Below are 20,393 nucleotides of genomic sequence, written 5' to 3'. Positions count from 1 at the left end.
GAAAAACTCTCCTTCATGCTTAAATACGAAGAAGAGTTCATTATCTATATTAAATTAAAGCTGTCAATGCGGTAATAAGTCCAAAAACAATACCTGGAGCATTTGCTGCTGCCAAAGGAATATCACGTTCTTTTTTAAAGAGACCGTAGTAAACCCAAAGACTGCAGTTAAGTGCAGCTACTGCTGGTTGGATAAAATTCCCTTTTTGACCCGCAAGGTTGTTCATAATTTGAGGAATATAAGAGACATACATCATTACAGACATAAAGGTTGCAATCCAACCTAAAGTTTTCATTTGTTTTTCAGTCATTTTTTTCTCCTTTCAAAAACATTTTCCATTATACACTTTTTTTAAAAATAGTGAAGTTTAAAAAGCTATTTGTTAAAAACTTGTAAATTATCACAAGATTGTGATAAGAGTATTCGTAAAAATGGCGGTGGGACAGAAATCGATAGACAAAGTCTCGATTTCGTAGTCCCAGCCCCGCGAAGATGAGTAGGAGTTTTTGGAGTCTAAAAGACCAACAAAAAGTCCAATCAGCTACCGCGCCAAAGTTTGATTGCTAATAAAAAGTGAGGTAGGGATCTTTTGTCCCAACCTCAATCTTATTCATATAGATAACTTACTTCTTCTCAATCGGTGCTACACTGGCTAAAAGTTTTTTAAGGCCGACTTCTGGGAAATTGATTTTCAATTCCTGAGTAGATCCACTTCCTGAAACTTCTAGAACAGTTCCTTCGCCCCACTTCTTATGAAGGGCAATATCACCAATAGACCAGCTGGTTTCACTTGAAGTTGATTTTGATCCAGCAGCAAATTGTCCAAAAGGTAGTCCTTTTGATTCAATTGATCTTGGTGCTGCATTGCGTTTGCGATCTTGTAGAGCTTGAACTAGGCTCATGCCTTGACCAAAGGCGACACCTCCACTACTATAGGATGCTTTGAAGCTACTATTAGCAGGACGCGCCAAACCTTGATAAGTTAACAAATCTGAACTAATCTCATTGATAAAGCGTGTTGGGCGATTATAGTTCGTTCTACCAAAGAGCAAGCGTGAGTTAGCATTGGTTAGATAAAGGATTTTCTCTGCGCGCGTGATACCGACATAGGCTAGACGGCGTTCCTCTTCTAGTTCATCCATGTCTTCTGCTGCACGACTAAGTGGAAAGACATTTTCTTCCATCCCAATCAAGAATACAACTGGAAACTCGAGTCCCTTGGCCGCATGGAGCGTCATCAAGGTTACTTCTGATGTTTCCTGACTGCCAGAGTCTGTATCTGCAATCAAGGCCAAATCATTCAAGAAGCGACTGAGCTTATCCAAGCCAGTTTCCTCTTCCTGATTATCTGGATTATCATCAAAGTTCTTGGTAACAGAAAGGAACTCTTCGATATTTTCAACACGAGCCTTGCTTTCCAAAGTCGCCTGGGCATTGAGAATATCTACGTAGCCTGTCTTTTCCAAGACTGCTTCCACTAACTCAGTAATGCTTAATTGATCCAGTTGCTCCCGCAAATCAAGAATCATATTGGCAAAATCCCAGATTGACTGGGCTGCCTTACCTTTAATCCCTGATAACATGATGTTAGCTGAAGCATCTAGCATAGACATATTTTGTAGGTTGGCAAAGTCACGGATTTTCTCTACTGTTCCAGGGCCAATGCCACGTTTAGGTTCATTGATGATGCGTTCAAAACTAATATTATCACTCAAATTAGAGATGAGATTCAGATAAGCGATAATATCACGAATTTCTTTACGGCTGTAGAATTTTGTTCCACCAACCATGGTGTAAGGAATATTGGACTTGAGCAAAGCTTCTTCAATAGTACGAGATTGGGCATTGGTACGGTAAAGAACTGCAAAGTCCTTGTGGAGGAAGTTTTGGCTTCGACCAAGTTCATCAATGGTTTTGGCTACAAAGACAGCCTCGTCTTGTTCATCATTGGCACGATAGTAGACAATTTGTTCCCCATCCGCATTTTGAGTCCAGAGATTCTTAGGACGGCGATTTTTATTGTTTTTGATGACATCATTAGCTGCTTGGAGGATGGTTTTGGTTGAGCGGTAATTTTCCTCCAATAAAACAACCTTGGCTTGAGGATAATCCTTCTCAAAATCCAAGATATTCTGCATATCAGCACCACGCCAACCGTAGATAGACTGGTCAGCATCCCCAACTACGCAGATATTTTGGAAGCGAGAAGCCAGGAGTTTAACGAGTTGATACTGGGCATGGTTGGTATCTTGATACTCATCAACGTGGATGTACTGGAACTTCTGCTGATAATAAGTCAAAACATCAGGATTTTGGTCAAAGAGACGCAAGGTCAACATGATTAAGTCATCAAAGTCCACCGACTCTGACTGACGAAGTTCTTTCTGATAGGCCGTATAACACTTAGCTACAATTTGAGTGTACATATCTCCTGCCTGGGCAACATAAGCAACATCGTCAATCAGATCATTCTTAGCATTGGAGATAGTTCCCAAAATGGTTCGTTCATTCCACTTTTTAGGATCCAAGTTTAACTGCTTGAGAATACGTTTCATGAGCGTTCGCTGCTCCACTGGATCCACAATCGTGAAATTGCGATTGTAGCCAATGTGGTCCGCATCGCGCCGTAGGATACGCACGCACATAGAGTGGAAGGTCGCAATCAAACAGTCCTGAGTAGCTGGATTGAGTCCATAAGCACGCTCCTTCATTTCACGCGCAGCCTTATTGGTAAAAGTAATGGCCAAGATATTCCATGGGTTTACCATCTTTTCATCAATTAAGTAGGCAATACGGTGGGTTAAAACACGAGTCTTACCAGATCCAGCACCCGCCATGATCAGCAAAGGACCTTCAGTCGTTTGAACAGCCTCAGCTTGACGGTCATTCATTCCCTTTAATAATTCGTTCATTTTCTCTTCCTTATTCTTCAAGTCAATGTTTCTATTATATCAAAAAAGTTTGAAAATAACTTTTCTTAGGAACCTTCTGATTATTTTAGTTGACAAGATAAGAAGAGGCTGGGACAAAAGTCCTAGCCTCTCAATTCTCTTTTGATTGTCGAGCAAGACGCAGTGGTTGAGTGGGCTCTACTACGCTGATTTCATCAGCTTTTACACCCCTACTCAACTGTGCGGAGGTGGGACGACGAAATCGAATTCTAACGAATTACCGATTTCTGTCCCACTCTCAGTAATTATTCTATTAATCCTTTATAGACTGCAAAAGCGTCATTAGGGCTTGGGCAGAACGACGTCCTGCTTCTACGATAAATTCATCAAAGGAAACGGATGCTTCATGGTTGGCATTGTCACTCATGGCACGAACGACTAAGAAAGGTAGGTTCAAAGCGTGAGCTGCTTGAGCAATAGCTGCCCCTTCCATCTCTACAGCAAGAACTTGAGGGAAGTGCTCTTTTATCGCTTTGATTTTATCTTCTCCAGCAACAAAACTGTCTCCTGTCGCAATCAAACCTAAATGCCAAGTTTGTTCCAGTTTAGACAAACTCTCTTGAATCAAACTGATAAACTTTTTGTCTGATTCAAAATAGAGAGGCTGTTGAGCCATTTGACCGTAATCATAGCCAAAGGCAGTCACATCAACATCGTGATAGGCAAGCTTGTCTGCAATCACTACATCGCCTACTGCAATCCCATTTGCCACTGCACCAGCAGATCCAGTATTAATCACTGCATCCACCTGAAAGTGATCCGCTAAGATAGCGACACTCATCGCAGACATGACTTTTCCGATTCCACTCTCTACAAGTACAAGCTCGGCAGAACCAATCTTACCAGTATGATAGCTGTTTCCCAGAACCTTTTCTTCGCTGGCATCGTCCAAGTGTTGAATCAAGTAAACTAGCTCTTCTGGCATAGCTGCTATAATTCCAATTTTCATGATAGACCCCTTAAATAAATCTCATTGCTAGAATTAACAAAATCAAGAGAAAAATAACTGCAAATAGAATCTTGTTTAATTTAGAATTAAAGACATTTCTCTTAGTATTTTCAATCCGACGACTTTTGTGAATAGAAGGTTCAACTTCGATGGTCAGTGTATCCTGGCTAAAACCATGATCTCTGGTTCGTGAATAGCCAAAATTTTGAGAAGAAGTCGGTAAAATCTTAGTTTCCTCATCATCTAGCAAGGGAGGACCCGAGATGTCCTCTCCTCGATTGGCACGTTCAATCATTTCATCTGTTAATAAAGGTTTACCCATGGGTTCCTCCACTATTTTTTTGTAATTCCCAGTACTGGATAGCCATGATGGTCTTGGCATCACAAATATCTCCAGACTGGATCAATGCTTTAGCTTGGTCAAGACTGACTTCAAGCAACTCCAAAGTCTCATCTTCATCCTGAGGACGAGGATTTTCAACTTTTGTCAAATCGCTTGCCAAGTAAAGTTTTAAGCGCTCGTTACAAAATCCAATCGCTGAGTAAAAATCATAGAGAAGGCTTAATTTTCCAGTATAAGCTGCCTCTTCCTCTAATTCACGAAGGGCTGCTGCTTCTGGTTCTGCATTCTCCCCGATTTCAAGTTTACCTGCAGGAATTTCATAAGAAACTTTTTCAATCGCCTTGCGATATTGTTTAACAAGGACAATCTTATTTTCTGGAGTGACTGCAAGGACACAAACTGCTCCATTGTGGAAAATCAAATCACGTTGCGCTCTACCTTTGCCAGAAGGTAGTTCAACCTGGTCTTGAACCAATTGGAAGATCGGTCCTTTATAGATTTCTTTACGACTTATAGTCTTTTCTTCGAATTCCATCGTTAGCTCCTATTTATTATTAGGATGATGAGGGAGGCGAGTTGCATATTCATCCTTATTGACTTGACGACCTCGTCCAATAGCAATGGCATCAGCTGGGACATCCTTAGTAATGGTTGAACCTGCTCCAACAAGAGAGTTATCTCCAAGTTCTACTGGAGCAATGATAGTTGAATTAGATCCAACGAAAACATTGTTTCCAATGGTTGTTTTAAATTTGTGTTGACCATCGTAATTTACAGTGATCGTTCCTGCACCGAAGTTGACATCACTACCAACCTCACAGTTACCAATATAAGTTAAATGACCAGCTTTTGTATTTTCACCGATGCTTGAACCTTTGACTTCAACAAAGTTTCCAATGTGCACATCTTTTGCAAGGCTTGATCCTGGACGGATATGAGCATAAGGACCAACTGTAACGCCATCAGCAACTGAGCTTTCCTCAATCATTGAATTGGTAATCACTGCTCCTGCTCCGATACTACTATCAACGATATAAGTTCCGTTGGTCAAAACAGTTCCTGTACCAATCTTACTAGAACCTTTGAGGGTTACATTTGCTTCGATTTGAACTTCTGGAGCGATTTCAACATCAATGTCAATGTAAGTAGCTTCAGGATTCACAAAACTAACCCCATTGACCATATGCGCTTGGTTAATACGGCGACGCATAATGCTTTCAGCTGTCGCAAGGGCAACACGGTCATTAACTCCGAGACTTTCATCAAAGTCTTTCAGAGTATAGGCACCAACTTTTTTCCCTGCTTCACGGAAAATGCCGATAACATCAGTGATGTAGTATTCGCCTTGAGCGTTATTGGTATTGATATTCTTAAGTGCTTCAAAGAGACGAGCATTATCAAAGACATAGGTTCCTGTATTGATCTCCTTGATTTGTTTTTCAAAATCAGTCGCATCCTTTTGCTCCACGATACGAAGCACTTCAGCATTCTCGTTACGAACAATACGACCATAACCAAACGGATCTTCAGCTTCTGCAGTAAGAATTGTAGCTACGTTCTTGTGATTAACGTGGAAATCAATCAAGTTCTTTAGACTTTCACCAGTAATGAGTGGTGTATCACCAGCAATAACCAATGTTTGTCCAGAAAGTCCTTCAAGAATTGGCTCAGCCATCATAACCGCATGACCAGTTCCTAATTGCTCAGACTGTCTTACAAAATCAGTTTGACCAGCTAAAACTTGCTCCACAAGTTCTGCCTTATGACCCACAACCGTTACTGTTTTTTCAGGATTGATGGCCCCTACACTACGAAAAACATGCTCAAGCATTGAAATTCCTGCAACCTTGTGCATGACTTTTGGTAGATCTGATTTCATACGAGTACCTTTACCCGCTGCTAAAATAACTGCATAATTTGCCATATTTTTCTCTTTTCTATAGAAATTCCCTTATATTATATCATAAATTTACTTTTTCAAACACAAAAGAGGGCAAATGCTTTAAAACATCGCATTCTCTAGATGATTTCGAGTATTTTTTTTTGATTTTTTTCACCATTTACGATACACTATAAAAGTATGAGAAAGAAAATAAATCCTGTTTTTATTTTTACTGTATTAGCTACTCTCGTGGGTATTTTAATCATCAATAGACCCAAGTTCGAAGACCATCCAGTCAAAACAAAGCAAAATCCAGTTCAAGTAGAAACTCAAGCTTTACATAATATCAACAAGCCGATTATTGATGTTTCTGGCTGGCAAAGACCATCAGAGATTAATTATGATACCTTAACTCAAAATATTTCAGGTGCGATCGTTCGGGTTCATAGTGGAGCTCAAGTTTCTGTTGAAAATGACGCTGCATTCAAAAATGGGGTTGATAAGGCTTATAAAGAACATATCACTGAATTCCAAAAACGAAATGTTCCAGTCGCTGTTTATGCCTATGTAGCTGGAAAAAATGTCGAAGAAATGGAAAAAGCTGCTGAAGCCTTTTATAACGCTGCTTCACCTTACAACCCAAGCTACTATTGGTTGGATGTTGAAGAAAAGACTATGTCTGACATGAACCAGGGTGTTGAGGCCTTTCGTGCTAAATTAGCTTCATTGGGTGCAAAAAATATCGGTATCTATGTTGGTGTTTACTTTATGGAGGAACATAGTATCAGCGTTGATAATTACTCAGCAATCTGGATACCTTCCTATGGAACCAACTCAGGTTACTATGAGAATGCTCCAAAAACAGATCTTAGCTATGACCTACACCAATACACTTCACATGGAAATCTTGGCGGATTTGAACATCACCTCGATTTGAACCTTATTTCTTCATCAAAGAGCAAGGAAGAAACCTTTAGAAAATTGTTTTTAAATCCTTAATCACTATCACAATAAGCAAGTCAGACATTGCTTTCTGCTTGCTTTTCTTTATTTTTCAGTATTAAATCACTTTTTTATCTATATAGTATATAAATCTCGGAGGACCTCTATGTTATCATGGTTATCAAAAATTATTAAGGGAATTGTAATCGCCCTAGGTTTCATTCTACCAGGGATTTCTGGTGGCGTTCTGGCTGCTATCTTGGGAATTTATGAGAGAATGATTCGATTTCTTGCCCATCCTTTTAAGAATTTAAAAGAAGATGTGCTCTTTTTCCTTCCTGTCGGCATTGGAATGCTTCTAGGTATCGGACTTTTCTCCTATCCAATCGAGTATCTTTTAGAGAATTATCAAGTGTATGTATTGTGGAGTTTTGCTGGAGCTATCATTGGTACTATCCCAAGTCTTGTCAAAGAATCAACTCGTGACTCTGATAGAGACAAGGTTGACCACATATGGTTTTGGGCAACCTTCATCATCTCAGGTATCGCCCTCTATGCCTTGAATTTTGTAGTTGGTTCTCTATCTGCAAGCTTCCTAAACTTTACACTAGCTGGTTGTTTATTGGCTCTTGGGATTTTGGTTCCTGGGCTTAGTCCTTCCAATCTTCTCTTGATTCTTGGCCTTTATGGCCCTATGTTAACAGGGTTCAAGACTTTTGATTTGTTTGGAACCTTCTTACCAATTGGAATTGGGCTTCTTATCACTCTGATTATTTTCTCTAAATTCATGGACTATGCTCTTCGCCTTTATCACTCACGTGTGTATCATTTTATCATTGGAATCGTATTATCAAGTACACTCTTGATCCTTATTCCAAACGCTGGAAATGCTGAAAGTATTAGTTACAGTGGTTTGTCACTAGTTTCATATGTACTGATTGCTTTCTTCTTTGCCCTAGGGATTTGGTTGGGAATCTGGATGAGTCAATTGGAGGATAAGTATAAATAATGGCAAAAAAAGTAAAAGTCAAGAAAACCTTGGTTCAACAAATTTTAACCAAGGCAGGAATAAACCATACAGGTATTCAAATTAATGCTTTGGAAGGTGAAATGCCTCAAGGTTATGAAAAGAGTCAGATTTTCAAGACTCTAGCACTTCTGGGAGATAAGACTGGACCAATTATTGGAATCGTGCCTATCACTGAACATCTTTCTGAAAAGAAACTGGCTAAGATTTCTGGTAATAAGAAAGTCAGCATGATTCCACAAAAAGACCTAGAAAAAACAACAGGCTATATCCACGGTGCCAATAATCCAGTTGGAATCCGTCAAAAACATAACTATCCTATCTTTATCGACCAAACTGCTCTTCAACTGAATGAAATGATTGTTTCCGCAGGGGAGGTTGGTCATAGTATCATTATCAATCCTCAAGATCTAGCATCCTTTGTTAAAGCTGAATTTGCAGATATCTTGGAGGCAAGTAACTAATGAAATTCTATTTTATTCGTCACGGTAAAACACTTTGGAATCTGGAGGGACGTTTTCAAGGAGCGAGTGGTGACTCTCCACTCTTAGATGAATCCATTGAGACCTTAAAAAAACTAGGTCAGTATCTTCAGGAAACTTCATTTGATGTGATTTATTCTAGTGATCTTCCTCGGGCTAAAACTTCTGCTCAAATTATCCAAAGTCAACTGAAAGACAGCTGTCCATTAGAAGAAATCCCCTCACTAAGAGAAAGGCAACTTGGAAAACTTGAAGGTGCAAAATTTGCAACCTTAGAAGCCATCTATCCCGAGCAAATGAATGCTCTCCGTAGCAATCTAGCTAAGTTTGATTCGACTATGTTTGGAGCAGAGTCTGTCTATCAAACAACTCAACGAACCATTCAATTTATCAAATCATTAGAGTCCAAACCTTTTGAACATGTCATGATTGTCGGTCACGGGGCCAATCTCACAGCCAGTATTCGAACTCTTTTAGGCTATGATACTCCACTACTTAGAAAAGATGGTGGTCTAGCAAATGCCAGTGTGACTATTGTCGAAACGGAAGACTTTAAAAACTTTAACCTCTTAGTCTGGAACGACACTTCTTATCAGAATTAGAACTGAACTTAACAATCACTGTTAAGTTCTTTTTAGATTTTGTAGAATATCCGTGAATTTATTTGACTTTTATGATAAAATGGGAGTATCGTAAAAAAGACTCATCGTATCAAGAATTGAGTAAAAACTAGGAGGAAACCATGTCAACAGAACATATGGAAGAACTAAATGACCAGCAGATCGTTCGCCGTGAAAAAATGGCTGCGCTCCGCGAACAAGGAATCGATCCATTCGGTAAACGCTTTGAACGCACTGCTAACTCACAAGAATTAAAAGATAAATATGCTAACCTTGACAAAGAACAACTACACGATTTAAACGAGACTGCTACTATCGCTGGACGTTTGGTAACAAAGCGTGGTAAAGGTAAAGTTGGATTTGCCCACCTTCAAGACCGCGAAGGCCAAATTCAAATCTACGTTCGTAAAGACGCTGTTGGTGAAGAAAACTACGAAATCTTTAAGAAAGCTGACCTTGGTGACTTCCTTGGTGTTGAAGGTGAAGTGATGCGTACGGATATGGGAGAACTCTCTATCAAGGCGACTCACATTACACACTTGTCTAAGGCTCTTCGTCCACTTCCAGAGAAATTCCACGGTTTAACAGACGTTGAAACAATCTATCGTAAACGTTACCTTGACTTGATTTCTAACCGCGAAAGCTTCGAACGTTTTGTTACTCGTTCAAAAATCATCTCTGAAATCCGTCGTTACCTAGACCAAAAAGGCTTCCTTGAAGTTGAAACACCAGTTCTTCACAACGAAGCTGGTGGTGCTGCTGCTCGCCCATTCATCACTCATCACAATGCTCAAAACATTGACATGGTGCTTCGTATCGCGACTGAGCTTCACTTGAAACGTCTTATCGTTGGTGGTATGGAGCGTGTTTATGAGATTGGTCGTATCTTCCGTAACGAAGGAATGGATGCTACACATAACCCTGAGTTTACTTCTATCGAAGTTTACCAAGCTTATGCAGACTTCCACGATATCATGGACTTGACTGAAGGCATTATTCAACACGCTGCTAAAGCTGTTAAAGGCGACGGTCCAGTTATTTATCAAGGAACTGAAATCAAGATTAATGAACCATTTAAACGTGTACATATGGTTGATGCAATCAAGGAAATTACAGGTGTTGATTTCTGGAAAGATATGACTTTCGAAGAAGCTAAAGCAATCGCAGCTGAAAAGAAAGTTCCAGTTGAAAAACACTACACTGAAGTTGGTCATATCATCAATGCCTTCTTTGAAGAATTTGTTGAAGAAACTTTGATTCAGCCTACTTTTGTTTATGGTCACCCAGTAGCTGTATCTCCACTTGCTAAGAAAAATCCTGAAGATGATCGCTTCACAGACCGTTTCGAGCTCTTCATCATGACTAAAGAATATGGTAATGCCTTTACTGAGCTCAATGACCCAATCGACCAGCTTAGCCGTTTCGAAGCTCAAGCCAAAGCAAAAGAATTGGGTGACGACGAAGCGACTGGCATTGACTACGACTACATCGAAGCCCTTGAATACGGTATGCCGCCAACAGGTGGTTTGGGAATCGGTATTGACCGTCTCTGCATGCTACTCACTGATACTACAACTATCCGTGATGTACTTCTTTTCCCAACTATGAAATAAAAACTCAAATCTCCTAGTTATCTCTATCTAGGAGATTTTTTAATAATAACAAAAAGACAAACTCAATGTTGAGCTTGTCTTTATATTGTTCAATTAGAATAATCCAAGAACTGTACCATCACTTTCAACATCCATGTTGAGGGCAGCAGGTCTTTTTGGAAGACCAGGCATGGTCATAACGTCACCAGTAAGTGCAACGATAAAGCCTGCCCCCAATTTTGGTACCAATTCACGAATAGTAATTTCAAAGTTTTCAGGTGCACCAAGAGCATTTGGATTATCTGAGAAACTATATTGAGTTTTAGCCATACAGATTGGCAATTTGTCCCAACCGTTTTGTACGATTTGTGCGATTTGAGTTTGAGCTTTCTTCTCGAAGTTTACTTTGCTTCCACGATAGATTTCAGTGACAATCTTTTCAATCTTTTCTTGTACAGAAAGTTCGTTATCATAGAGACGTGTATAGTTAGCTGGGTTTTCGTCAATTGTTTTGACGAGAGTTTCAGCCAAAGCCACTCCTCCTTCTGCTCCATCAGCCCATACGCTAGCCAATTCAACTGGAACATCGATTGAAGCACAAAGTTCTTTCAAAGCTGCGATTTCAGCTTCTGTATCAGATACGAACTCATTAATAGCAACAACTGCTGGAATACCGAACTTACGGATATTCTCAACGTGACGTTTCAAGTTTGCAAATCCTGCACGAACTGCTTCTACATTCTCTTCTGTCAATGCATCCTTAGCAACCCCACCATTCATCTTAAGAGCACGAAGGGTTGCAACGATAACTACTGCATCTGGCGCAGTTGGCAAGTTTGGAGTTTTGATATCAAGGAATTTCTCAGCACCAAGGTCTGCACCAAAACCTGCTTCTGTCACTGTGTAATCAGCCAAGTGAAGGGCTGTAGTTGTAGCCAAAACTGAGTTACATCCGTGAGCAATATTGGCAAATGGGCCACCATGCACAAAGGCAGGTGTACCATAGATTGTTTGAACCAAGTTTGGTTTGATAGCATCTTTCAAAATCAATGCCAAGGCACCTTCAACCTGTAAATCACCAACTGAAACAGGTGTACGGTCATAACGGTAGCCGATAACGATATTAGCTAAACGACGTTTTAAATCTTCAATATCAGTTGCCAAGCAAAGGATAGCCATGATTTCTGAAGCCACAGTGATGTCAAAACCATCTTCACGTGGAATACCATTAAGAGGACCACCAAGTCCAACTGTCACGTGACGAAGAGCACGATCATTCAAGTCCACTACGCGTTTCCAGAGAATACGACGTTGGTCGATTCCTAGCTCATTTCCTTGGTGCAAATGATTGTCAATCAAGGCAGAAAGAGCATTATTTGCAGTTGTAATAGCATGCATATCTCCAGTAAAGTGAAGGTTGATGTCTTCCATCGGCAATACTTGAGCATAACCACCACCTGCAGCTCCACCTTTAATCCCCATGACAGGCCCAAGAGAAGGTTCGCGGATAGCAATCATAGTTTTCTTACCAATCTTATTCAGAGCATCAGCAAGTCCGATAGTGATAGTTGATTTTCCTTCACCAGCAGGTGTTGGATTGATAGCTGTAACCAGGATCAATTTACCGACTGGATTGCTCTCGACTGCACGAATTTTATCAAAACTAAGCTTAGCCTTGTATTTTCCGTATAATTCCAAATCATCGTAAGAGATGCCAAGTTTCTCGACAACATCAACGATTGGTTTCAATTCGATACTTTGTGCAATTTCAATATCTGTTTTCATTCAAAACTCCTCTACCTCAAATGTATTAATTCATTATATCATAAAATAAGATTTTTAACAGTCATAAAGCTTGTTAACGTTCGTAAATATCACAACACTTCAGACTTTCTTGGCTTCTTTTTAAATTTTTATATGCCTTTATAGGTTTTAACTATAGTTGAAAGCTTAGATTTCACATAATATTTTATCGCTTTCATTTTACTTACTGTTCATTTTTTTGTACAATAGTTCTATGAAAATTTTAGTTACATCTGGTGGTACAAGCGAAGCCATTGATCGAGTTCGCTCCATTACCAACCACTCTACTGGTAGACTTGGTAAAGTGATAACTGAGACTTTACTAAAGGCTGGGCATCAGGTTTGTCTGGTTACGACAAAACAAGCATTAAAACCAGCACCACACTCAAATTTGTCCATCATTGAAATCAAAAACACTTCCGATTTACTTCAAGAGATGCAACGGATTGTTCCTGATTATCAAGTTTTGATTCATTCCATGGCAGTCTCTGACTATAGTCCTGTATACATGACCGGTCTTGATCAAGTCCAAGCAAGCCAAGATTTAAGTGAGTTTTTGCATAAGAAAAATATGGAAACAAAGATTTCCTCTAAGGATGAGGTGCAAGTCCTATTTCTCAAGAAAAATCCCAAAATCATTTCTCTTGTTAAAGAATGGAACCCAAGTATCCATCTCATCGGCTTTAAACTGCTTGTCGATGTTACCAAGGAAGATTTGATTCAAATCGCTAGAGAAAGTCTTGAAAAGAATCAAGCTGACTTGATTGTAGCTAATGACCTCACTCAGATTAATGTTGATCAACACCTGGCTTATCTAGTAGAGGAAAAAGATTATCAGATTGCTGCTAGCAAACAAGAAATCGCCGACTTATTAGTCGAAAGAATTCAAGGATTTGACTGTTAGAAAGGAAAGTTATGGCTCGTATTACACTCGCTGTGACAGGCTCTATCGCCTCTTACAAGGCTGCTGATTTGGTTAGTAACTTGAAGAAACAGGGACATTCTGTTACTGTACTTATGACCCAGGCTGCGACTGCCTTTATCCAACCTTTAACCCTTCAAGTCTTATCTCAAAATACCGTACATCTCGATCTTATGCAGGAACCTTATCCTGATAAAGTCAATCATATCGAGCTAGGAAAAGAAACAGACTTGTTTATCCTTGCCCCTGCGACCGCTAATACGATTGCGAAAGTCGCGCACGGTTTGGCTGATAATATGGTAACTGCTACAGCTCTTGCCTTGCCAAACTATGTTCCAAAACTAGTAGCACCTGCTATGAATACCAAAATGTATGACCATCCAGCAACTCAAACAAACCTAAATACTTTGGAAAATTATGGTTATACAATTATTGCTCCAAAAGAGTCCCTACTGGCCTGTGGCGATGTAGGACGTGGTGCTCTTGCTGATTTTGATACTATTTTACAACAGATAAAGGAAAAACTTCATGAACAAACGCTCTAATATTGCTCCCATTGCTATCTTTTTTGCCAGCATGATCGTCATTCATCTGCTGAGTTCTATTGTCTTTAATGTCTTGCCATTTCCAATTAAACCGACCATTGTCCATATTCCAGTCATCATTGCTAGTATCATCTACGGGCCACGAATTGGTGCAATCTTAGGTTTCTTGATGGGGATGATTAGCTTGACAGTCAATACGATCACAATTCTCCCAACCAGCTACCTCTTCTCTCCTTTTGTACCAAACGGTAACATCTACTCCCTAGTTATTGCGATTGTACCACGCGTCCTTATCGGTTTAACTCCATACTTTGTCTACAAACTCCTCAGAAACAAGGCGGGGCTTATCTTCGCTGGAGCACTCGGTTCCCTCACAAATACTGTATTTGTACTAGGCGGAATCTTCTTCCTCTTTGGAAATGTTTTTGACGGAAATATCCAAAAACTATTAGCTACTGTTATCTCAACAAATTCTATTGCAGAACTCATAATCTCAGCAATACTGACCCTAGTTATTGTTCCGAGACTTGAAAAAATCAAAAAATAAGAGGTCGGGAAAATCCCGGCCTCGATTTTTATTTGCACTGAAACTCTGCTCCAGCATTTAGTGGATCTTAAAGACTTAGAAAATCCTTTGAAAGAAGATTTTTTCTATCTAAAAGCATGATTGTAAAGACTCACTGGTATTGGAAAAGGCTTCAATCTTGGAAAAATAACTACTTTCCCATAACCTTTTATCTACTTATTATTGGGCTAGACGTGCTTCTTCTAAAATCTTTTCAATCTTTGTTGTTAGCAAATCAATAGCTACAGTATTGGTTACTCCTTCTGGAATAACGATATCTGCATAACGCTTTGTTGGCTCAATAAATTGATGATACATGGGTTTTACCACACCAAGATACTGGTCAATAACGCTATCCAGGCTACGACCACGCTCTTCCATATCACGTTTAATACGGCGAATGATACGAACATCATCATCTGTATCTACGAAAATCTTGATATCCATCAAATCACGAAGGCGTTTGTCCTCCAAAACCAAGATTCCTTCTACGATAAAGACATCCTGAGGTTCTTGACGATAAGTTTTAGAACTTCTGGTATGGGCAGCATAATCATAGGTAGGAATATCAACTGGACGACCTGCCAACAACTCTTTGATTTGCTCAATCATCAAATCAGTATCAAAAGCAAAAGGATGGTCATAGTTGGTCTTAATACGCTCTTCAAAGGTTAGATGAGATTGATCTTTATAGTAGGAATCATGCTCAATCATAGAGATTTTTTCATTTGGAAAATGTGACAAGATTGCTTTAGATACGCTTGTCTTTCCTCCTCCAGATCCCCCTGTTACTCCGATAATGATTGGTCTATTTTGCATTGTAGCCTCCTTGTATTTTCCCTTGTCTATTTTACCATATTTTTGATAAATTTTACAGAAGGAGTTTTCTTCAAAATAGAAGAAAAAATCCTCATAGCTAGAAGCTACAAGGATTTGTAATTGATTAATCGAAGTTAACGTATTCTTTAGAAAGTTCAAGCACTTCTTCCATTGTTGAACATTCAGTAAGAGCACGGTTAGCGTATTCTTGCATTTTAGCAGTGTCGAGTTTCTTCATCAAGCTACGTGTACGAAGTACAGATGTTGCTGACATAGAGAACTCATCCAAGCCCATTCCGACAAGAAGTGGAACAGCTGTTTGGTCACCAGCCATTTCACCACACATACCAGCCCATTTACCTTCAGCGTGAGCTGCTTTGATAACGTTATTGATCAAACGAAGGATTGATGGGTTGTATGGTTGGTAAAGGTATGAAACTTGTTCGTTCATACGGTCTGCCGCCATTGTGTATTGGATCAAGTCGTTTGTACCAATTGAGAAGAAGTCAACTTCTTTTGCAAATTGGTCTGCAAGCATAGCTGCTGCAGGAATTTCGATCATGATACCAACTTGGATGTCATCCGCAACTGCAACACCTTCAGCAAGAAGGTTAGCTTTTTCTTCATCGAAGACTGCTTTAGCTGCACGGAATTCTTTCAAAAGCGCAACCATCGGGAACATGATACGCAATTGACCGTGTACAGAAGCACGAAGAAGAGCACGGATTTGAGTGCGGAACATTGCATCTCCTGTTTCAGAGATAGAGATACGAAGAGCACGGAATCCAAGGAATGGGTTCATTTCATGTGGCATATCGAAGTAAGGAAGTTCCTTGTCACCACCGATATCCATTGTACGGACAACAACTGGTTTACCGTTCATTCCTTCAAGAACAGCCTTGTATGCTTCGTACTGCTCGTCTTCAGTTGGGAAGTCTTGAGAATCCATGTACAAGAACTCTGTACGGTAAAGACCTACAGCTTCTGCACCGTTGTCATTAACACCTTCAACATCTTTTGGAGTACCAATGTTTGCTGCCAATTCGAAGTGTTTGCCATCAGCAGTAACAGTTTGAGCATCCTTCAAGAGTGCCCACTCAGCTTTTTGTTGAGCGTAAGCTTCACCAGCTGCTTTAAATTCAGCCGCTTGTTCTTCAGTAGGGTTGATAATCACTTCACCTGTAATACCATTAACGGCAAGTAGGTCACCATCTTTAACGATTTCAGTGATATTGTTTGTACCCAAAACTGCAGCGATTTCAAGTGTACGAGCCATGATAGCTGAGTGACTTGTACGACCACCAATGTTTGTTACAAAAGCTTTAACAAAGTTTTTGTCCAATTGAGCTGTATCAGATGGAGTCAAGTCGTGAGCAATCACGATTACTTCTTCATTGATAGAAGCTGGGTTTGGCAATTTTTTACCAAGGAGGTTAGCCAATACACGTTTTGTTACGTCACGGATATCCGCTGCACGTTCTTGCATGTATGGGTTGTCTTCCATGCCTTCAAAGATTGTGATAAACATGTCTGTAACTTCTTTCAGACCTGCTTCTGCATTCACTTTCTTAGCACGGATAGTTTCTTTGATTTGACCGATCAATTCAGGGTCAGCAAGAACCATCAAGTGGGCGTCAAATACTTGTGCCGCTTCTTCACCAAGCGTACCTACAGCCTTCTCGCGGATAAGAGAAAGCTCGTTTTGAGAAGCTTCAAGAGCAACATCCAAACGAGCCTCTTCTGCATTTGTATCTTCGACTGTAACAGTCTCGAATGATAAATCCGGTTGAACGAGTAGATATGCTTTTGCAACTGCAACACCGTCAGATGCTGCGATTCCTTTAAGCATTTCTGTCATTTCCTTATGCCAATCCTTCTTTTTCCATTGTTTCTGAGATTGCAGCGATAGCGTCATCAGCGTCTGCACCTTCAGCAGTGATTGTAACGTCAGCACCTTGACCAACACCAAGGCTCATTACACCCATGATAGATTTAAGGTTAACTGATTTACCTTTGTACTCAAGAGTGATATCTGAAGCAAATTTGCTAGCAGTTTGTACCAACAATGTTGCTGGACGTGCGTGAATACCTGTTTCTGCCACTACGTGGAAATCTTTAGAAGCCATAGTTTGACTCTCCTTTAATAGTTTTCTTGTTGAGTTACATATCTGATAACCCTTACAATTTAGTATTATATCACCTTCATTGATATTTTTCAAGTATTTTATGGACTTTCTTCAATTTCCTTTCAGATAACTTGCTGAAAATCTTCTATTAAATTTAGCAAAACACAGTATGTAGTTTTTGTTAAGTTGTCTATAATGAAATCATTGATTTTTCTGTCGTTGTTTCTCAATACTACACTATATATTGTGTTTGTTAGTAAAATCAGTAAAATAAGTACACAAGATTTAGTTTTAGAAAGTTGACAAAGTTTTTTTTTCTGATATACTAAGAAAGTAATAAATTTTTAAAGAGGAGTTACAGAAATGGTAACCGTATATTCTAAAAACAACTGTGTCCAATGTAAAATGACGAAACGTTTCTTAGACAGTAATAATGTTGAATATAAAGAAATCAATCTTGATGAACAACCTGAATACATTGATCAAGTAAAAGAGCTTGGCTTTAGTGCTGCTCCTATTATTCAGACACCAACAGAAGTTTTCTCTGGTTTCCAACCAGGTAAACTCAAACAACTTGCTTAAGAATCAGGACAAAAGCTTCTATGTCTACCTTAGAAGCCTTTCTTTTGTAATTAGATAAAGGATTTTTTATGGGATTAAAACAACTTGAAGATGTGACTTACTTCCGTCTTAATAATGAAATTAACCGTCCTGTGAATGGACAAATCATGCTTCACAAAGACAAGGAAGCTTTAGAAGCCTTCTTTAAAGAAAATGTTGTACCTAACACAATGGTTTTTGACTCAATAACGGATAAAATTAATTTCCTCATTGAGCATAACTACATTGAGACAGCATTTATCAAGAAATACCGTCCAGAATTTTTGGAAGAACTACACCAATTTATCAAGGATCAGAACTTCCAATTTAAGTCTTTCATGGCTGCCTATAAATTCTATAATCAGTATGCTTTGAAAACTAATGACGGGGAGTACTATCTTGAGAGCATGGAAGACCGTGTCTTCTTTAATGCCCTTTACTTCGCGGATGGTGATGAAGCGATTGCTATTGATATTGCTAATGAAATCATTCACCAACGTTATCAACCTGCTACTCCTTCTTTCTTGAATGCAGGTCGTGCTCGTCGTGGTGAGTTGGTATCTTGCTTCTTGATCCAGGTAACAGATGATATGAATTCTATCGGACGTTCTATCAACTCTGCTCTTCAACTTTCACGTATCGGTGGTGGTGTGGGAATTTCCCTCAGCAATCTTCGTGAAGCTGGAGCTCCTATCAAAGGATATGAGGGTGCTGCTTCTGGTGTCGTACCAGTTATGAAGCTTTTCGAAGACAGCTTCTCTTACTCAAACCAATTGGGGCAACGTCAAGGTGCTGGGGTTGTTTACCTCAATGTCTTTCACCCAGATATCATCGCCTTCCTTTCAACCAAGAAGGAAAATGCTGATGAAAAAGTGCGTGTCAAGACCCTTTCACTTGGTGTTGTTGTACCAGATAAATTCTACGAATTAGCACGTAAAAATGAAGAAATGTACCTATTTAGCCCATATTCTGTAGAAAAAGAGTATGGCGTACCTTTCAACTATATCGACATCACTGAAAAATACGATGAATTGGTTGCAAATCCAAACATTCGTAAGACAAAAATCAAGGCGCGTGATTTGGAAACTGAGATTTCTAAATTGCAACAAGAATCTGGCTATCCTTATGTAGTCAACATCGATACTGCTAACCGTGCAAATCCAGTCGATGGTAAGATCATCATGAGTAACTTGTGTTCAGAGATTCTTCAAGTCCAAGAACCAAGTCTTATCAACGATGCTCAAGAATTCCTAAAAATGGGGACAGATGTTTCATGTAACCTTGGTTCAACTAACGTGGTCAACATGATGACTTCACCTGACTTTGGTCGCTCTATCCGTGCAATGGTACGTGCCTTGACCTTCGTTACAGATAGTTCACACATCGTCGCTGTTCCTACTATCGACCACGGAAATAGTCAAGCTCATACCTTCGGTCTTGGAGCTATGGGACTTCACAGCTATCTTGCTCAACAATTGATCGAATACGGATCACCTGAGTCTGTTGAATTCACAAGCATCTACTTTATGCTTATGAACTACTGGACCTTGGTTGAGTCAAACAATATCGCACGTGAACGTGGTGTTACCTTCCACAACTTTGAAAAATCAGACTACGCAAACGGAAGCTACTTTGATAAGTACACAAGTGGTGAGTTTGTTCCAAAATCAGACCGTGTTAAAGAACTCTTCAAAGATATCTTTATTCCTACTGCTGCTGACTGGTCTGAACTCCGTGATAAAGTTAAAGCAGATGGACTTTACCACCAAAACCGCCTTGCTGTAGCACCAAATGGTTCTATCAGCTACATCAACGATGTTTCTGCTTCTATTCACCCAATTACGCAACGTATCGAAGAACGTCAAGAGAAGAAAATTGGTAAGATCTACTATCCTGCTGCTGGTTTGTCAACAGAAACAATTCCTTACTACACTTCTGCTTATGACATGGATATGCGTAAAGTCATTGACGTTTATGCTGCTGCGACTGAGCACGTGGACCAAGGACTTTCACTCACACTCTTCATGCGTAGTGATATCCCAACAGGCCTTTACGAATGGAAGAAAGAAAACAAACAAACGACACGTGACTTGTCTATCCTTCGTAACTATGCCTTCAACAAAGGTATCAAGTCTATCTACTACGTCCGTACCTTTACAGATGATGGTGGAGAAGTCGGTGCTAACCAATGCGAGAGCTGTGTGATTTAATTCAACTCTCAAAAA

Annotated in this window: 20 protein-coding genes; 10 read left to right on the top strand and 10 right to left on the bottom strand. The window is 39.7% G+C overall.

The features are described from left to right. Positions 1-49: 49 nt before the first annotated feature. The 6 genes from AB2B50_RS03185 to glmU form a co-directional block, all read right to left on the bottom strand. The gene (locus tag AB2B50_RS03185) at positions 50-310 is read right to left on the bottom strand and encodes a SemiSWEET family transporter (protein WP_045763891.1); all 261 of its coding nucleotides are present in this window, start codon (positions 308-310) and stop codon (positions 50-52) included. A 313-nt stretch (positions 311-623) separates the two neighbouring features. Further along, entirely contained in the window at positions 624-2,912 is a 2,289-nt protein-coding gene (pcrA, locus tag AB2B50_RS03180) for a DNA helicase PcrA (RefSeq protein WP_320692407.1), read from the bottom strand. A 292-nt stretch (positions 2,913-3,204) separates the two neighbouring features. After that, complete coding sequence (locus tag AB2B50_RS03175; RefSeq protein ID WP_070460397.1) at positions 3,205-3,900, bottom strand: 5'-methylthioadenosine/adenosylhomocysteine nucleosidase; 696 nt, start codon at positions 3,898-3,900, stop codon at positions 3,205-3,207. 10 nt (positions 3,901-3,910) lie between these two features. After that, positions 3,911-4,222, bottom strand: coding sequence for a cell wall synthase accessory phosphoprotein MacP (gene macP / locus AB2B50_RS03170; protein WP_060955683.1), 312 nt, complete (start codon positions 4,220-4,222; stop codon positions 3,911-3,913). Then, the gene (locus AB2B50_RS03165) at positions 4,215-4,778 is read right to left on the bottom strand and encodes an NUDIX hydrolase (protein ID WP_070460396.1); all 564 of its coding nucleotides are present in this window, start codon (positions 4,776-4,778) and stop codon (positions 4,215-4,217) included. Before AB2B50_RS03165 ends, macP begins: the two co-directional genes overlap by 8 nt. A gap of 9 nt (positions 4,779-4,787) precedes the next feature. Next, complete coding sequence (glmU, locus tag AB2B50_RS03160; protein ID WP_320692406.1) at positions 4,788-6,167, bottom strand: bifunctional UDP-N-acetylglucosamine diphosphorylase/glucosamine-1-phosphate N-acetyltransferase GlmU; 1,380 nt, start codon at positions 6,165-6,167, stop codon at positions 4,788-4,790. Positions 6,168-6,323: 156 nt separating this feature from the next. Between glmU and AB2B50_RS03155 the strand changes: the two genes are divergently transcribed. The 5 genes from AB2B50_RS03155 to lysS all read left to right on the top strand — a co-directional run bounded on the left by AB2B50_RS03155 (position 6,324) and on the right by lysS (position 10,809). Continuing rightward, on the top strand, positions 6,324-7,124 hold the full coding sequence (locus AB2B50_RS03155) for a glycoside hydrolase family 25 protein (protein WP_320692405.1): 801 nt from the start codon (positions 6,324-6,326) through the stop codon (positions 7,122-7,124). A 109-nt stretch (positions 7,125-7,233) separates the two neighbouring features. Then, entirely contained in the window at positions 7,234-8,076 is an 843-nt protein-coding gene (locus tag AB2B50_RS03150; protein ID WP_000954130.1) for a DUF368 domain-containing protein, read from the top strand. Continuing rightward, positions 8,076-8,558 carry an aminoacyl-tRNA deacylase gene (locus tag AB2B50_RS03145; protein WP_001085923.1) on the top strand — a complete coding sequence of 161 codons (483 nt, stop codon included), beginning with the start codon at positions 8,076-8,078 and terminating at the stop codon, positions 8,556-8,558. Before AB2B50_RS03150 ends, AB2B50_RS03145 begins: the two co-directional genes overlap by 1 nt. Next, positions 8,558-9,178: a histidine phosphatase family protein gene (locus tag AB2B50_RS03140; protein ID WP_320692404.1), complete on the top strand. Its 621-nt coding sequence runs from the start codon at positions 8,558-8,560 to the stop codon at positions 9,176-9,178. Before AB2B50_RS03145 ends, AB2B50_RS03140 begins: the two co-directional genes overlap by 1 nt. A gap of 140 nt (positions 9,179-9,318) precedes the next feature. After that, positions 9,319-10,809 carry a lysine--tRNA ligase gene (gene lysS / locus AB2B50_RS03135; protein WP_320692403.1) on the top strand — a complete coding sequence of 497 codons (1,491 nt, stop codon included), beginning with the start codon at positions 9,319-9,321 and terminating at the stop codon, positions 10,807-10,809. Between the two features lie 93 nt (positions 10,810-10,902). Here the strand turns inward: lysS and AB2B50_RS03130 are convergent, their stop codons facing one another. Continuing rightward, positions 10,903-12,573: a formate--tetrahydrofolate ligase gene (locus AB2B50_RS03130; protein ID WP_320692402.1), complete on the bottom strand. Its 1,671-nt coding sequence runs from the start codon at positions 12,571-12,573 to the stop codon at positions 10,903-10,905. A 232-nt stretch (positions 12,574-12,805) separates the two neighbouring features. On the opposite strand from AB2B50_RS03130, the gene AB2B50_RS03125 reads away from it, so the two are divergent. The 3 genes from AB2B50_RS03125 to AB2B50_RS03115 are packed head-to-tail and all read left to right on the top strand — an operon-like array spanning position 12,806 to position 14,605. Beyond that, a complete protein-coding gene (locus tag AB2B50_RS03125) occupies positions 12,806-13,495 on the top strand; it encodes a phosphopantothenate--cysteine ligase (protein ID WP_320692401.1) in 690 nt (229 codons plus the stop codon). An 11-nt stretch (positions 13,496-13,506) separates the two neighbouring features. Further along, positions 13,507-14,058 (top strand): phosphopantothenoylcysteine decarboxylase, encoded by a 552-nt coding sequence (gene coaC, locus AB2B50_RS03120; protein ID WP_320692400.1) that lies wholly within the window; start codon positions 13,507-13,509, stop codon positions 14,056-14,058. Next, the gene (locus AB2B50_RS03115) at positions 14,042-14,605 is read left to right on the top strand and encodes an ECF transporter S component (protein ID WP_320692399.1); all 564 of its coding nucleotides are present in this window, start codon (positions 14,042-14,044) and stop codon (positions 14,603-14,605) included. Before coaC ends, AB2B50_RS03115 begins: the two co-directional genes overlap by 17 nt. A gap of 198 nt (positions 14,606-14,803) precedes the next feature. On the opposite strand, the gene udk is transcribed toward AB2B50_RS03115, so the two are convergent. The 3 genes from udk to AB2B50_RS03100 form a co-directional block, all read right to left on the bottom strand. Further along, complete coding sequence (gene udk, locus AB2B50_RS03110; protein WP_007555045.1) at positions 14,804-15,442, bottom strand: uridine kinase; 639 nt, start codon at positions 15,440-15,442, stop codon at positions 14,804-14,806. Between the two features lie 124 nt (positions 15,443-15,566). Further along, complete coding sequence (ptsP, locus tag AB2B50_RS03105) at positions 15,567-17,300, bottom strand: phosphoenolpyruvate--protein phosphotransferase (RefSeq protein ID WP_025171271.1); 1,734 nt, start codon at positions 17,298-17,300, stop codon at positions 15,567-15,569. 4 nt (positions 17,301-17,304) lie between these two features. Beyond that, positions 17,305-17,568 carry a phosphocarrier protein HPr gene (locus AB2B50_RS03100; protein ID WP_000146952.1) on the bottom strand — a complete coding sequence of 88 codons (264 nt, stop codon included), beginning with the start codon at positions 17,566-17,568 and terminating at the stop codon, positions 17,305-17,307. A gap of 363 nt (positions 17,569-17,931) precedes the next feature. Between AB2B50_RS03100 and nrdH the strand changes: the two genes are divergently transcribed. After that, a complete protein-coding gene (gene nrdH, locus AB2B50_RS03095; protein WP_000259242.1) occupies positions 17,932-18,150 on the top strand; it encodes a glutaredoxin-like protein NrdH in 219 nt (72 codons plus the stop codon). 68 nt (positions 18,151-18,218) lie between these two features. Then, positions 18,219-20,378, top strand: a complete 2,160-nt coding sequence (nrdE, locus tag AB2B50_RS03090) for a class 1b ribonucleoside-diphosphate reductase subunit alpha (RefSeq protein WP_320692398.1) — start codon at positions 18,219-18,221, stop codon at positions 20,376-20,378. Positions 20,379-20,393 lie beyond the last annotated feature (15 nt).

The organism is Streptococcus fermentans (assembly GCF_040888305.1).
GTDB lineage: Bacteria > Bacillota > Bacilli > Lactobacillales > Streptococcaceae > Streptococcus > Streptococcus fermentans.
This window is presented reverse-complemented; position numbering and strand designations above follow the sequence as displayed.

Bases quoted from the DNA above. Each gene is read 5' to 3' on its own strand.
- AB2B50_RS03185 (WP_045763891.1), bottom strand. From the start codon at position 310: ATGACTGAAAAACAAATGAAAACTTTAGGTTGGATTGCAACCTTTATG.
- pcrA (WP_320692407.1), bottom strand. From the start codon at position 2,912: ATGAACGAATTATTAAAGGGAATGAATGACCGTCAAGCTGAGGCTGTT.
- AB2B50_RS03175 (WP_070460397.1), bottom strand. From the start codon at position 3,900: ATGAAAATTGGAATTATAGCAGCTATGCCAGAAGAGCTAGTTTACTTG.
- macP (WP_060955683.1), bottom strand. From the start codon at position 4,222: ATGGGTAAACCTTTATTAACAGATGAAATGATTGAACGTGCCAATCGA.
- AB2B50_RS03165 (WP_070460396.1), bottom strand. From the start codon at position 4,778: ATGGAATTCGAAGAAAAGACTATAAGTCGTAAAGAAATCTATAAAGGA.
- glmU (WP_320692406.1), bottom strand. From the start codon at position 6,167: ATGGCAAATTATGCAGTTATTTTAGCAGCGGGTAAAGGTACTCGTATG.
- AB2B50_RS03155 (WP_320692405.1), top strand. From the start codon at position 6,324: ATGAGAAAGAAAATAAATCCTGTTTTTATTTTTACTGTATTAGCTACT.
- AB2B50_RS03150 (WP_000954130.1), top strand. From the start codon at position 7,234: ATGTTATCATGGTTATCAAAAATTATTAAGGGAATTGTAATCGCCCTA.
- AB2B50_RS03145 (WP_001085923.1), top strand. From the start codon at position 8,076: ATGGCAAAAAAAGTAAAAGTCAAGAAAACCTTGGTTCAACAAATTTTA.
- AB2B50_RS03140 (WP_320692404.1), top strand. From the start codon at position 8,558: ATGAAATTCTATTTTATTCGTCACGGTAAAACACTTTGGAATCTGGAG.
- lysS (WP_320692403.1), top strand. From the start codon at position 9,319: ATGTCAACAGAACATATGGAAGAACTAAATGACCAGCAGATCGTTCGC.
- AB2B50_RS03130 (WP_320692402.1), bottom strand. From the start codon at position 12,573: ATGAAAACAGATATTGAAATTGCACAAAGTATCGAATTGAAACCAATC.
- AB2B50_RS03125 (WP_320692401.1), top strand. From the start codon at position 12,806: ATGAAAATTTTAGTTACATCTGGTGGTACAAGCGAAGCCATTGATCGA.
- coaC (WP_320692400.1), top strand. From the start codon at position 13,507: ATGGCTCGTATTACACTCGCTGTGACAGGCTCTATCGCCTCTTACAAG.
- AB2B50_RS03115 (WP_320692399.1), top strand. From the start codon at position 14,042: ATGAACAAACGCTCTAATATTGCTCCCATTGCTATCTTTTTTGCCAGC.
- udk (WP_007555045.1), bottom strand. From the start codon at position 15,442: ATGCAAAATAGACCAATCATTATCGGAGTAACAGGGGGATCTGGAGGA.
- ptsP (WP_025171271.1), bottom strand. From the start codon at position 17,300: ATGACAGAAATGCTTAAAGGAATCGCAGCATCTGACGGTGTTGCAGTT.
- AB2B50_RS03100 (WP_000146952.1), bottom strand. From the start codon at position 17,568: ATGGCTTCTAAAGATTTCCACGTAGTGGCAGAAACAGGTATTCACGCA.
- nrdH (WP_000259242.1), top strand. From the start codon at position 17,932: ATGGTAACCGTATATTCTAAAAACAACTGTGTCCAATGTAAAATGACG.
- nrdE (WP_320692398.1), top strand. From the start codon at position 18,219: ATGGGATTAAAACAACTTGAAGATGTGACTTACTTCCGTCTTAATAAT.